The organism is Streptomyces sp. SAS_281 (assembly GCF_052542855.1).
Genome location: NZ_JBMNDO010000165.1, coordinates 1 through 13,895, shown reverse-complemented (window position 1 = coordinate 13,895; position 13,895 = coordinate 1). Strand labels below are relative to the sequence as shown.

The 13,895-nt window shown below is 71.3% G+C and carries 7 protein-coding genes; 6 read left to right on the top strand and 1 reads right to left on the bottom strand.

The window, feature by feature from the left end; all coding sequences use genetic code 11:
• The 3 genes from ACN6LM_RS35395 to ACN6LM_RS35385 all read left to right on the top strand — a co-directional run.
• On the top strand, positions 1–878 hold an 878-nt coding region (locus ACN6LM_RS35395; RefSeq protein ID WP_445069531.1), incomplete at its 5' end, for an ABC transporter ATP-binding protein.
• Positions 875–2,758, top strand: coding sequence for an ABC transporter ATP-binding protein (locus tag ACN6LM_RS35390; protein WP_445069530.1), 1,884 nt, complete (start codon positions 875–877; stop codon positions 2,756–2,758). The genes ACN6LM_RS35395 and ACN6LM_RS35390, both read left to right, overlap by 4 nt.
• A gap of 393 nt (positions 2,759–3,151) precedes the next feature.
• The gene (locus ACN6LM_RS35385; RefSeq protein ID WP_445069529.1) at positions 3,152–5,194 is read left to right on the top strand and encodes a M4 family metallopeptidase; all 2,043 of its coding nucleotides are present in this window, start codon (positions 3,152–3,154) and stop codon (positions 5,192–5,194) included.
• Between the two features lie 112 nt (positions 5,195–5,306).
• Here ACN6LM_RS35385 and glgP read toward each other — a convergent pair whose 3' ends face one another.
• A complete protein-coding gene (gene glgP, locus ACN6LM_RS35380; protein ID WP_445069528.1) occupies positions 5,307–7,910 on the bottom strand; it encodes an alpha-glucan family phosphorylase in 2,604 nt (867 codons plus the stop codon).
• 603 nt (positions 7,911–8,513) lie between these two features.
• Here glgP and ACN6LM_RS35375 point away from each other — a divergent pair.
• From ACN6LM_RS35375 to ACN6LM_RS35365, 3 genes are all read left to right on the top strand, one after another.
• Positions 8,514–10,547, top strand: coding sequence for a maltotransferase domain-containing protein (locus ACN6LM_RS35375; protein ID WP_445069527.1), 2,034 nt, complete (start codon positions 8,514–8,516; stop codon positions 10,545–10,547).
• On the top strand, positions 10,544–12,250 hold the full coding sequence (gene treS, locus ACN6LM_RS35370; RefSeq protein ID WP_445069526.1) for a maltose alpha-D-glucosyltransferase: 1,707 nt from the start codon (positions 10,544–10,546) through the stop codon (positions 12,248–12,250). The genes ACN6LM_RS35375 and treS overlap by 4 nt, the downstream gene beginning before the upstream one ends.
• A 227-nt stretch (positions 12,251–12,477) precedes the next feature.
• Positions 12,478–13,872, top strand: coding sequence for a maltokinase N-terminal cap-like domain-containing protein (locus tag ACN6LM_RS35365; RefSeq protein ID WP_445069525.1), 1,395 nt, complete (start codon positions 12,478–12,480; stop codon positions 13,870–13,872).
• Positions 13,873–13,895: the final 23 nt, after the last annotated feature.

The window sequence follows — 13,895 nt, the reverse complement described above, 5'->3', positions numbered from 1 at the left end:
CGTCCGCGGCCCCCGAGGCGGGCGGCATGGTCTTCGAGGGCGTCGGGTTCCGCTATCCCGACGCGGAGGAGGGCTCGGCGCCCGTGCTCGACCGCATCGACCTGCACATCCGGCCGGGCGAGACCATGGCCCTGGTCGGCGCCACGGGATCCGGCAAGACCACGCTCACCTCGCTGGTGCCCCGGCTGTACGAGGCGACGTCCGGGCGGATCACGCTGGACGGCGAGGACATCACCGCCATGCCGCGCGCCCGGCTGCGGGAGCTGGTGTCGGTGGCGTTCGAGGAGCCGACTCTCTTCTCGGCGAGCGTCGGGGAGAACGTGCTGATGGGCGCGGAGGGGGCCGGCGAGGAGGAGCTGCTGCGGGCGCTCTCGGTCGCCCAGGCCGGCTTCGTCCAGGAGCTGCCGCACGGGGTGGACACGGAGGTCGGTGAGCAGGGCCTGAGCCTGTCGGGCGGCCAGCGCCAGCGCCTCGCCCTGGCCCGCGCGGTGGTGGGCAGGCCGCGCTTCCTGGTCCTCGACGACCCGCTCTCCGCGCTCGACGTGCACACGGAGGCCCTGGTGGAGGCGGCGCTCCGGCAGGTCCTGGCGGAGACCACGGCGGTGGTGGTCGCGCACCGGCCGTCGACCGTGATGCTCGCGGACCGGGTGGCGCTGCTGTCCGGGGGCCGGATCACCGCGGTCGGCACCCATCAGGAACTCCTGCGCAGCAACGCCGAGTACGCCTGGCTGATGTCGGGCGCGGAGGCGTCGGACGACGCGGGCACGGAGGACCACGCGGGCACGGAGGGCGGAGCGCGGGCGCGGTCCGTACCCGGCACCCACCCCACCGAATCCCTGGGCGCGAAGGCCCCTGCCGAGGAGGGCAGCACCCGATGACCAGCACGACGACCGGACGACCCGCCGAACCCGGCGGCGAGGAGGACGAGCGGCGGCCCGCCCCGGACGCGGCGTCCCCGAAGACGGCCGGGGACCCCTTCGACCGCGACGACCTGCCCACCCCGCGCGGCGCCACCCGGCAGCTGCTCGCCTCGCTGCTGCGGCCGATGCGCCGGCGGGTGGCCGCGTCCGCGCTGGCCATCCTTTTGCAGCAGGCGGCGGTGCAGGCGGGGCCGCTGCTGGTCGCGTACGCCATCGACAGCGGGGTGCCCGCCTTCCGCGAGGACGACTACGGGCCGCTGATCGCCGTGGCGCTGGGCTACGCCCTCTGCTCGGTGGTCGCGGGCGCCCTGCAGTACGCGTTCATCCAGCTGTCCGCGCGGGTCAGCCAGGACGTCCTGCTCGACCTGCGCGGCCGGATCTTCCGCCACGCGCAGGCGCTCAGCGTGGACTTCCACGAGCGGTACACCTCCGGCCGGCTGATCTCCCGGTCCACGACCGACCTGGAGTCGCTGCGGGAGCTGCTGGAGGAGGGGCTCCAGGAGCTGATCCACATCGTCCTGTCGTTCGTGTCCATCGCCGTGGTGCTGCTCTGGCTGGACCTGGCGACGGGCGCGGCGGCAGTGGCGTCCTTCCTGCCGCTGTATCTGCTGGTGCGGCTGTACCGGAAGCGCTCCTCGGTGATCTTCGCGAGCCGTTCGACGGCGATCGCGTCGGTCGTCGTGAAGTTCGCGGAGACCATGAACGGCATCCGGCCCGTCCAGGCGTTCCGCCGCGAGCGGGTCAACGACGCGGCCTTCCTGGAGCTGAACACGCGTCACCGGTCCGCCAACGGCGACGCGATGCTGGAGAACGCGCGCTACGTCGTCGGCTCGCGGCTCGTCGCCAACACGGCGGTGGCCGGAATCGTGCTGTGGGGTGCCTACCGTGTGGCGGACGGCGGCCTCGCGCTGGGGGTGCTGGCCGCGGTGGTGCTCTACCTGCGGCGGCTGTACGACCCGATCGACCGGCTCAGCATGTTCCTCAACTCCTTCGAGTCCGCGGCCGCCTCGCTGGCGAAGATCGCCGGGCTCCTCGCGCAGGCGCCGACGGTCCCGGAGGCGCTGGAGCCCCGTGAGCTGCCGGCCAGGGCCGGGGACCGGCCCGGCCGCGAGGTGGTCTTCGACGGGGTGAGCTTCGGGTACCGGACGGGCGGCGAGGTGCTGCCCCGGTTCGACCTGACGATCCCGGCGGGGCAGACGGTCGCCGTGGTGGGCTCCACGGGGGCGGGCAAGTCGACGCTTGCCAAGCTGCTCGCCCGGTTCTACGACCCGAGCGCCGGCCGGGTCCTGCTGGACGGCGCCGACCTGCGCGACCTGGCCACGCCCGAACTGCGGCGCGGGGTGGTGATGGTGACCCAGGAGGCGTTCCTGTTCTCCGGAACGGTCGCGGAGAACATCGCGATCGGCCGCCCGGAGGCGGGCCGGGAGGAGATCGAGAGGGCCGCGAAGGCGATCGGCGCCCATGACTTCATCACCGGTCTGCCCGACGGCTACGACACCGATGTGCGCAAGCGGGGCGGCCGGATCTCGGCGGGGCAGCGGCAGTTGGTGGCGTTCGCCCGGGCGCTGCTGGCCGACCCGGCGGTACTCATCCTCGACGAGGCGACCAGTTCGCTGGACATCCCCGGTGAGCGCGCGGTGCAGCAGGCGATGGACACGGTGCTGCACGGCCGCACCGCGGTGGTGATCGCGCACCGGCTCTCGACCGTGGAGGTCGCGGACCGGGTGCTCGTGATGGAGCGGGGGCGGATCGTGGAGGACGGCGCTCCGTCCGAGCTCATCGCGGGCACGGGCCGGTTCGCCGGTCTGCACCGCGCCTGGCGGGAGAGCCTGGCCTGACCTCTCGGCGCGGCTCCGGCTGCCCGTCCCCTGTGCAGCGGGGGCGGACAGCCAGATCGCGCCACCCCTCGTTACCGTCTCGTCAGGTGGGAACTTTCCGCTTGTTCACATTCGCGTCGCACTCCGCCCTTCCGCCCGCAACCCTCACGCGCCCTGCGCTTTCGGCGCGCCAAGGCACTCGGCGCCCCCCACGGAACCGCCGGGCGACGCTCCGCGAAACGTCCGCTTAACGAACACGCATCTTCCGGCAACGAACGAATTCCGGCCAAGTTGTTGACGCGGTCCTGACAGAGATGGCCGACTCCTGACACTCTTCACCCCGTTCCGCGCTCTGCTTGCTCTGCCCGGACGGCTCACTCAGCCGCCGGTACCCCCCTCGCAGAAGGAGTCCGCGTGAGATCCACGCACAGCCGTCGTGCCACCGCGACCGGCGCTCTGATAGCCGCAGCCGCCCTCCTCGCCGTAGGCGCCCAGACCGGATCGGCCTCCGCCGCCCCGGACAACGGCACCGCCAGGAGCGCCACCGCCGCCAAGGCGAACCCCGGTGCCCTGGCCAAGCAGCTCTCTCCCTCGCAGCGCGCCGAGCTGATCCGCGAGGCCACCGCGAGCCGGGCGGCCACGGCGAAGAAGCTCGGCCTCGGGTCCCAGGAGAAGCTCGTCGTCCGCGACGTCGTCCAGGACAACGACGGCACCACGCACACCCGTTACGAGCGCACCTTCGACGGCCTCCCGGTCCTCGGCGGCGACCTGGTCGTCCAGGAGAGCAAGGCCGGCGCGACGGAGAGCGTCGTCAAGGCGTCCCGCGCCACCACCGCCCAGCTGAAGGCCGTCGACACGGTCGCGGACATCACCCCGGCGGCGGCCTCCAAGCAGGCGCTCGGCGCGGCCAAGGCGGCCGGTTCGGACCGGGCCGTGGCCGACAAGGCACCCCGCAAGGTCGTCTGGATGGCCTCCGGCACCCCGCAGCTGGCGTACGAGACCGTGGTCGGCGGCCTCCAGGAGGACGGCACCCCGAACGCGCTGCACGTCATCACGGACGCCTCCACCGGAGCGAAGCTCTACGAGTGGCAGGCCATCGAGAACGGCGTCGGCAACACCGAGTACAGCGGCCAGGTCACCCTGGGGACGTCCGGCTCCTCCGGCGCGTACACCCTGACGGACACCGCGCGCGGCAGCCACAAGACGTACAACCTGAACCACGGCACGTCCGGCAAGGGCACCCTCTTCTCCGGCTCCGACGACGTGTGGGGCAACGGCAGCGCCTCGAACGCGGAGACCGCGGCGGCGGACGCCCACTACGGCGCGGCCGAGACCTGGGACTACTACAAGAACGTCCACGGCCGCACCGGCATCAAGGGCGACGGCGTCGGCGCGTACTCCCGCGTCCACTACGGCAACAACTACGTGAACGCGTTCTGGGACGACAGCTGCTTCTGCATGACGTACGGCGACGGCAGCGGCAACGCCAACCCGCTGACCGCGCTGGACGTGGCGGCCCACGAGATGAGCCACGGCGTCACCTCGAACACGGCCGGCCTCAACTACAGCGGGGAGTCCGGCGGCCTCAACGAGGCGACCAGCGACATCTTCGCCACCGCGGTCGAGTTCTACTCCAACACCTCCGCCGACCCGGGTGACTACCTGATCGGCGAGAAGATCGACATCAACGGCGACGGCACGCCGCTGCGCTACCAGGACAAGCCGAGCAAGGACGGCGCCTCCAAGGACTCCTGGTACTCGGGCATCGGCAACATCGACGTGCACTACTCGTCGGGCCCGGCCAACCACTTCTTCTACCTCCTGTCGGAGGGCAGCGGCGCCAAGACCATCAACGGCGTCAGCTACAACTCCCCCACCTCGGACGGCCTGCCGGTGACCGGCATCGGCCGCGCGAAGGCGGAGCAGATCTGGTTCAAGGCGCTCACCACCAAGTTCACCTCCACCACCAACTACGCGGGCGCCCGCACCGGCACGCTCGCGGTGGCCGGTGAGCTGTACGGCACGAGCAGCGCCGAGTACAAGGCCGTCCAGGACGCCTGGGCCGGGATCAACGTCGGCAGCCGCTCCGGCGGCACCGACCCCGGTACCGGCACCGTCTTCGAGAACAACTCGGCCGTCGCCATCCCGGACCACGGCTCGGCCGTCACCAGCTCGGTGTCCGTCACCGGCCGCACCGGCAACGCGCCCAGCACGCTCAAGGTCGGCGTGGACATCACGCACACCTACCGCGGTGACCTGGTCATCGACCTCGTCGCGCCGGACGGCAGCACGTACCGCCTGAAGAACTCGTCCTCCAGCGACTCGGCGGACAACGTCCAGACGACCTACACGGTCAACGCCTCGTCGGAGACGGCCAACGGCACCTGGAAGCTCAAGGTCCAGGACGTCTACAGCGGGGACACCGGGAAGATCAACAGCTTCAAGCTGACCTTCTGATCCCCCTCCGCGCCACCCCCCACCGCGCGGGTCACCGCATGACCCGCCCGTGACACGGAACCGCCCGGGAGAAACCATTCCCCCCGGGCGGTTCCGCCATACCGGGCGTGGCTCAGCGCAGCAGCACGCCGCCGCCGTCACCCGTGGCCCCGGTCGGCTGGGCGACCAGGCCGAGTTCGGCGCCGCTGGCCAGCAGCCGGTGCGCCGGCAGCACGCGCACGGTGTAGCCGTACGGGCCCGTGCGGTCCAGGGCGAGCGGGCCCTCGTACAGCCAGTGGCCCTCCAGGTCCTGGCCGCCCGCCGGCTTCAGCGGGAAGACCTGGGCCCCGGAGATCGCGTCGGACGAGTCGACCCGCCCCGCCACCGCCTGCACCTCCACGTCGTCCGGAGCCAGCGCGCCCAGCGAGACCCGGACCCGCAGCGCCAGCGTGGACCCCAGCTCCGCCGTCGCACCGGAGGCGGTCGGCGTCACCGCCTCCACATGGTCGACGGCCACCCTCGGCCAGGCGGCCCGGACCTTCGCCTTCCAGCCCGCCAGCTCCCGCGCCCGGGGCACGTCCAGCGAGCGCTGGGCGAGCGCGGCGGGGGCGTACAGCCGCTCGACATACTCCGCGACCATGCGGTCGGCGAGCACCTTGGGGCCCAGAGTGCCCATGGTGCGGCGGACCATCTCGATCCAGCGGCCGGGCAGCCCCTCGTCCCCGCTCGCGTAGAAGTGCGGGGCGACCCGGTCCTCGATCAGTTCGTACAGGGCATTGGCCTCCAGGTCGTCGCGCCGGTCCTCGTCCAGCGCGCCGCCCTCGGCCGTGGGGATCGCCCAGCCGAAGTCCGGCTCGAACCACTCGTCCCACCAGCCGTCCAGCACGGACAGGTTGAGACAGCCGTTGAGCGCGGCCTTCATCCCGCTCGTGCCGCACGCCTCCAGCGGGCGCAGCGGGTTGTTCAGCCAGACGTCACAGCCCGGGTAGAGCTTCTGCGCCATCGCCATCCCGTAATCGGGCAGGAAGACGATGCGGTGCCGGACCCGGGGGTCGTCGGCGAACCTGACCAGCTCCTGGACCAGCCGCTTCCCGCCGTCGTCGGCCGGGTGCGCCTTGCCCGCGACGACGATCTGGACCGGCCGCTCCGGGTGCAGCAGCAGCGCCCGCAGCCGGTCCCGGTCGCGCAGCATCAGCGTCAGCCGCTTGTACGAGGGGACGCGGCGGGCGAAGCCGATGGTGAGGACGTCCGGGTCGAGCACCCCGTCGATCCAGCCGAGTTCGGCGGGCTGGGCGCCCCGGTGGCGCCAGGAGGCGTGCAGCCGCTGCCGGACCTCGGCCACCAGCTGTTCGCGCAGGGTGCGGCGCAGGTCCCAGAGCCGGCGGGCCGGGATGTCCGCGACGGAGTCCCAGCGGCCCGGGGTGCCGCCCGACTCGGCGCGCAGCCGGTAGACCTCGGGGGCGACCCAGGTCGGTGCGTGGACGCCGTTGGTGACGGAGGTGATCGGGACCTCCGGCGCGTCGAAGCCCGGCCAGAGCCCGGCGAACATCTCCCGGCTGACCGCGCCGTGCAGCGTGGAGACGCCGTTGGCGCGCTGGGCGAGCCGCAGCCCCATGACCGCCATGTTGAAGACGCCCGGGTCGCCGCCGGTGTAGGTCTCGGTGCCGAGTTCGAGGACGCGTTCGACGGGGATCCCGGGCAGTTCGCCGTCCTCGCCGAAGTGGCGGGCGACGAGTTCGCGGTCGAACCGGTCGATTCCGGCCGGGACCGGGGTGTGGGTGGTGAAGACGGTGCCGGCCCTCACGGACTCCACCGAGGCGTCGAAGTCCAGCCCCGTCGTGGCGAGTTCGCGGATGCGCTCCAGGCCGAGGAAGCCGGCGTGGCCCTCGTTGGTGTGGAAGACCTCCGGGGCGGCGTGGCCGGTCAGCCGGCAGTACGCGCGCACGGCGCGGACGCCGCCGATGCCCAGCAGCATCTCCTGGAGCAGCCGGTGCTCGCTGCCGCCGCCGTACAGCCGGTCGGTGACCTCGCGTTCGCCGGGGAGGTTCTCCTCGACGTCGGAGTCGAGCATGAGCAGGGGGACCCGGCCGACGTGGGCCTGCCAGATCTGGGCGTGCAGGGACCGGCCGCCCGGGAGGTCCAGGACGATCTGGAGGGGGGTGCCGTCGGCCTCGCGGATCAGGGTGAGCGGCAGCTCGTTCGGGTCGAGGACGGGGTAGTGCTCCTGCTGCCAGCCGTCCCGGGACAGGCTCTGCCGGAAGTAGCCGTGGCGGTAGAGCAGCCCGACGCCGATGAGGGGCACGCCCAGGTCGCTGGCGGCCTTGAGGTGGTCCCCGGCGAGGATGCCGAGCCCGCCGGAGTACTGGGGCAGGGCGGCGGTCACCCCGAATTCGGGTGAGAAGTAGGCGATGGCGGCGGGGAGCGCGTCGTCCTGCTCGCGCTGCTCCTGGTACCAGCGGGGGCCCTGGAGGTACGCGCTGAGGTCGGCGGACGCCTCGGCGAGCCGGCGCAGGAACGCTTCGTCCCGGGCCAGCTCGGCGAGCCGCCCCGCGGACACGGAGCCGAGCAGGCGTACGGGGTCGCACTCCGCCCCGGAGCCGGCCGCCGGGTCGACGGCCCGGAAGAGTTCGCGGGTCTCGGTGTGCCACGACCAGCGCAGGTTCCGCGCCAGGTCGCTGAGGGGTTGGAGGGAGTCCGGAAGGACGGGACGCACGGTGAATCGACGAATGGCCTTCACGTATTCCACCTTTACAGGGGACGTACGAATCCGAGCGGGACGCACCTCCATGTGCGCCGCTCCGTCACCCTCGACGGTAGCCGTGACCGCGGCCCGCCCGACACGGCGCCCGGCTTTCCCGTACGCCTCCTCGGCCCCGTAAGGCGTCACCGGACCCGTACGCCACAGGCGTTATGGCCGATTCCTTCTCCTCATTCGGTCTTGTGGGCCTTCGCGCCACAGGGAAAGCTGCCGGGTGGCGCCCATTCCCACGTCCCCCGTACGCCCGAGCAGCTGACCTATCACCGGATTGGCCCACCACGATGCGGGGGAAGGCTTCTCCGGTACCCGGAACGAATGCATTCGGATGACAGCCGATGACGGTTCATCTCCGGCACTCGCGTGATTCATTCCCTGGCCGCCGATGATCGGTCCCGGTTCGTATACGACCTGTTTGGACTGCCATTCGAGTGAACGCGCACAGGAGCGGCCATGCCCACACCCCACCAGTCATCCACGGAGCGGCTAGAAAGGACGCAACCCCATCTTCGCGGCGCGCGCGTTAGGCCTTCGGCGCACGCTGCCCACTCTGCCGAGTCCGAGCTCCAGCCCCCAGGTGATTCCATGATCGGTCGCATTCCCGTTCTCGACGTCCATCCGCTCGTCGACTGCGGCAGAAGGCCCGCCAAGGCCGTTGCCGGTGAGACCTTCCAGGTCACCGCGACCGTCTTCCGCGAGGGCCACGACGCGGTGGCCGCCAATGTGGTGCTGCGCAGCCCGAGCGGGCGCCCGGGCCCCTGGACCCCGATGCGCGAGCTGGCGCCGGGCACCGACCGCTGGGGCGCCGAGGTCACCCCGGACTCCGAGGGCCGCTGGACGTACACGGTCGAGGCGTGGAGCGACCCGGTCGCCACCTGGCGCCACGCGGCGGGGATCAAGATCCCGGCGGGCATCGACACCGCACTGGTCCTCGCCGAGGGCGCCGAGCTGTACGAGCGCGCCGCCGAGGGCGTCCCGAAGCGCGACGGACGGGAGGCGGTGCTGGCGGCGGTCGACGCGCTGCGCGACGAGTCCCGGCCGGCCGAGGCGCGCCTCGCGGCGGCCCTGGCGCCCGAGGCCAGGACGGCGCTGGACCGCCACCCGCTGCGGGAACTGGTCACCGCGTCCCGCCCGCACCCGCTGGTGGTGGAGCGGCGGCGCGCGCTGTACGGCTCCTGGTACGAGATGTTCCCGCGTTCCGAGGGGGCCCGGTACGAGACCCCGAAACCGCGCAAGGGCCGGGGCGCCAAGGCCGCCGGGCCGCAGCCGCCCCGGGTCGTGAGCGGCACCTTCCGGACGGCGGCCGAGCGGCTTCCGGCGGTCGCCGCGATGGGCTTCGACGTGGTCTATCTGCCGCCGATCCACCCCATCGGCACAACGCACCGCAAGGGCCCGAACAACTCGCTGACCCCCGCCCCGCACGATGTGGGGGTCCCCTGGGCGATCGGTTCGGCGGAGGGCGGGCACGACGCGGTCCACCCGGATCTGGGCACGCTGGAGGACTTCGTCCATTTCGTGGAGACGGCCCGCACCCTGCGTCTCGAAGTGGCCCTGGATTTCGCCCTCCAGTGCTCGCCGGACCATCCGTGGGTGGAGAAGCACCCCGAGTGGTTCCAGCACCGGGCCGACGGTTCGATCGCGTACGCGGAGAATCCGCCGAAGAAATACCAGGACATCTACCCGATCGCCTTCGACAAGGACCTTCCGGGCATCGTCGCGGAGAGCGTCCGCATCCTGCGGTTCTGGATGGACCGGGGTGTGCGGATCTTCCGGGTCGACAATCCGCACACCAAGCCGGTGATCTTCTGGGAGAAGGTCATCACCGAGATCAACCGCACCGATCCCGATGTGATCTTCCTGGCCGAGGCGTTCACCCGGCCGGCGATGATGCGCACCCTCGGCGCCATCGGGTTCCAGCAGTCGTACACGTATTTCACCTGGCGGAACACCCGTCAGGAACTCACGGATTACGTGACCGAGCTGGCCGGTGAGACCGCCGCGTTCATGCGGCCGAATTTCTTCGTGAACACGCCCGACATCCTTCCGGGATACCTTCAGGAAGGCGGCAGGCCCGCGTTCGAGGCCAGGGCGGTGCTCGCGGCGACCCTCTCCCCCTCCTGGGGGGTGTACGCGGGGTACGAGCTGTGCGAGAACACCCCGATCCACCACGGCAGTGAGGAGTACCTCGACTCGGAGAAGTACGAGATCCGGCCCAGGGACTGGGAAGCCGCAGAGCGCGAGGGCCGTTCGCTCGCCCCGCTCATCACCTCGCTCAACCGGATCAGGCGCCGCCACCCGGCCCTGCAGCAGCTGCGTGACGTGCACTTCCACGCCTCGGACAACGACGCGGTGATCGCGTACAGCAAGCGTTCCGGTTCGAACATCCTTCTGGTGGTCGTCAACCTCGACCCGCACCACACCCAGGAGGCGACCGTCTCGTTGGACATGCCGCAACTCGGCCTCGACCGGCACGAGAGCGTGCCGGTGCGCGACGAGCTCACCGGCACTTCCTATCACTGGGGCAGGACGTTCTATGTGCGCCTTGAGCCGGGCGTGACGCCCGCGCACATCGCCGTCCTGCGACCGTCCCCGCCGACCGGAGGGTCACCCACACCATGATCGTCAATGAGCCCGTCCACGACACGTTCGAGGACACCCCGGCCAAGGACCGCGATCCCGACTGGTTCAAGCGTGCCGTCTTCTACGAGGTGCTCGTCCGGTCCTTCCAGGACTCCAACGGCGACGGCATCGGAGACCTGAAGGGGCTCACCGCCAAGCTCGACTACCTCCAGTGGCTGGGGGTCGACTGCCTCTGGCTGCCGCCGTTCTTCAAGTCGCCGCTGCGCGACGGTGGTTACGACGTCTCCGACTACACCGCCGTGCTGCCGGAGTTCGGCGACCTCGCCGACTTCGTGGAGTTCGTGGATGCCGCGCACCAGCGCGGCATGCGCGTGATCATCGACTTCGTCATGAACCACACGAGCGACCAGCACGAGTGGTTCCAGCAGTCGCGGACCGACCCCGACGGGCCGTACGGCGACTACTACGTCTGGGCCGACGACGACAAGCAGTTCCAGGACGCCCGGATCATCTTCGTGGACACCGAGTCGTCCAACTGGACCTTCGACCCGGTGCGCAAGCAGTACTACTGGCACCGGTTCTTCTCGCACCAGCCCGACCTCAACTACGAGAACCCGGCGGTGCAGGAGGAGATCATCTCCGCACTCCGCTTCTGGCTGGACCTGGGCATCGACGGCTTCCGGGTCGACGCGGTGCCGTACCTCTACCAGCGCGAGGGCACCAACTGCGAGAACCTGCCGGAGACCCACAACTTCCTCAAGCGGGTCCGCAAGGAGATCGACGCCAACTACCCGGACACGGTCCTGCTCGCCGAGGCCAACCAGTGGCCCGAGGACGTCGTGGACTACTTCGGCGACTACGGGTCCGGCGGGGACGAGTGCCACATGGCGTTCCACTTCCCCGTGATGCCGCGCATCTTCATGGCCGTGCGGCGCGAGAGCCGCTACCCGGTCTCCGAAATCCTGGCGAAGACCCCGGCGATCCCGGACAACTGCCAGTGGGGCATCTTCCTGCGCAACCACGACGAGCTGACGCTCGAAATGGTGACGGACGAAGAACGCGACTACATGTACGCGGAGTACGCCAAGGACCCGCGGATGCGGGCCAACATCGGCATCCGCCGCCGGCTGGCGCCGCTGCTGGACAACGACCGCAACCAGATCGAGCTGTTCACCGCCCTGCTGCTCTCGCTGCCGGGCTCCCCGATCCTCTACTACGGGGACGAGATCGGGATGGGCGACAACATCTGGCTGGGCGACCGGGACGCCGTACGCACCCCGATGCAGTGGACACCCGACCGCAACGCCGGGTTCTCCTCCAGCGATCCCGGGCGGCTCTACCTCCCCACGATCATGGACCCGGTCTACGGCTACCAGGTCACCAACGTCGAGGCGTCGATGGCCTCCCCGTCCTCGCTGCTGCACTGGACCCGGCGGATGATCGAGATCCGCAAGCAGAACCCCGCGTTCGGCCTCGGCACCTACAACGAACTGCCGTCCTCGAACCCGGCCGTGCTCGCCTTCACCCGCGAGCACGGGGACGACCTCGTGCTGTGCGTCCACAACTTCTCCCGGTTCGCACAGCCGACGGAGCTCGACCTCAGGTCCTTCAACGGGCGTCATCCGGTGGAGCTGATCGGCGGGGTGCGCTTCCCCGCCATCGGTCAGTGGCCCTACCTGCTGACTCTCGCGGGACACGGCTTCTACTGGTTCCGGCTGCGCAAGGACGCGCCGCCGAGCTGACGCGCGAGGCCCCGTGCGGGGCGGTTACCGCCGCCTCGCACGGGGCACCCGCACCCATACCGGGTGGTTCAGGAAGCTTCCTGGATCCTCCTGGCGTTTCTATCCCCTCATGTCGAGTCCGTACGGATCATCCTGACCCGACACGTCCCGCACAGCCGGACAGCCAATGCCGCAATCCGGGACACTCTTCGCATCCTGTGGTGTGCCCGGGGAAAGGACGCGATGCCATGTCGGAGGCTGCATCCGCTCAGGTCACCCTGGCGAACAGCACAGCCCTGATTCCGTCTCTCGGACCGCTGCTCCACGAATGGCTGCCCCGGCAGCGGTGGTTCGCGGGCAAGGGACGGCCCATCACCGCCTTCTCGCTCGTCTCGGCCACCGAAATACTGCCGGTGGACGGCGGTGACGGCTCCGCCCCGGGGCTCCTGCACCTGCTGGTGCGGGTCCACCAGCCCACGATGCCCGCCCAGCCCCCCGTGGACTGCTACCAGTTGCTCCTGGGCGTCCGCTCCGCGCTGCCCCAGCACCTGGCGCCCGCCGCCATCGGCCGGGTGCCCGACGGGCCGCTGGCCGGGCTCGCGGTGTACGACGGACTGCACGACGCGCGCCTCGCCTCACTGCTGCTGGAACGATTGCGCACCCCTGGCCGGCTCGGCGCGGTCCGCTTCGACCGGGGCGCGGAGCCGATCCCGGAGGACCTGCCGCCGCGGGTGCTGGACACCGAGCAGTCCAACTCCTCGCTGGTGTACGGCAACGCGTACATCCTGAAGATCTTCCGCAGGGTCTTCCCGGGCACCAACCCCGACCTGGAACTCCCGCTCGCCCTGTCCCGCGAGGGGTGCGGGCGGGTTCCCGCGCCGGTCGCCTGGTTCGAGGCGGCGACCCCGGAGCAGCTGACGCTCGGGGTGCTCCAGCCCTACCTGCGCGGCGCCCAGGACGGCTGGCAGCTCGCCCTGCGCGCCCTCACCACCGGGCACGACTTCCTGGCCGAGGCGAAGGCGCTGGGCCGGGCCACCGCCGAGGTGCACACCGCGCTCGCCGCCGCCCTGCCCACCCCGCTGCTCCGCCGCGCCCAGACCGACGAGCTGGCCGCCGCCATGGTGGAGCGCCTGGAGGCCGCCGCCCACGCGGTCCCGGAGCTGGTCCCGTACGTGCCCGGGCTGCGCACCGCCTTCGACGCGGTCGCCGCGCTCGGGCACCGGGGGCGCAGCTGGGCCGCCCAGCGGGTGCACGGCGACCTCCACCTGGGCCAGACCCTGCGGGGCGCCGACGGCTTCTGGTCGCTGATCGACTTCGAGGGCGAGCCGGCCCGGCCGCTCCCGGAGCGCCGCAGCCCGCAGCCCCCGGTGCGCGACGTGGCCGGGATGCTGCGCTCCTTCGACTACGCGGCCCGTTCGCACCGGCCCTGGAAGCCCGAGTGGGCCGCCCGCTGCCGGGAGGCCTACTGCGACGGATACGCCGAGGCGGCGGGCACCGACCCGCGCTCCGAGCCGGAACTGCTGCGCGCCCACGAGACCGACAAGGCGGTGTACGAGGTGCTGTACGAGGCCCGGCACCGGCCCGACTGGCTTCCGGTCCCGATGGCCGCCATCCACCGCCTGGCCTCGGTCTCCGCCGGCTGAGGACGCCCCGCCAACACCAGATC

Excerpts from the sequence above, each read along its gene's own strand:
- ACN6LM_RS35390 (WP_445069530.1), top strand. The coding sequence starts at position 875 with ATGACCAGCACGACGACCGGACGACCCGCCGAACCCGGCGGCGAGGAG.
- ACN6LM_RS35375 (WP_445069527.1), top strand. The coding sequence starts at position 8,514 with ATGATCGGTCGCATTCCCGTTCTCGACGTCCATCCGCTCGTCGACTGC.
- ACN6LM_RS35365 (WP_445069525.1), top strand. The coding sequence starts at position 12,478 with ATGTCGGAGGCTGCATCCGCTCAGGTCACCCTGGCGAACAGCACAGCC.
- treS (WP_445069526.1), top strand. The coding sequence starts at position 10,544 with ATGATCGTCAATGAGCCCGTCCACGACACGTTCGAGGACACCCCGGCC.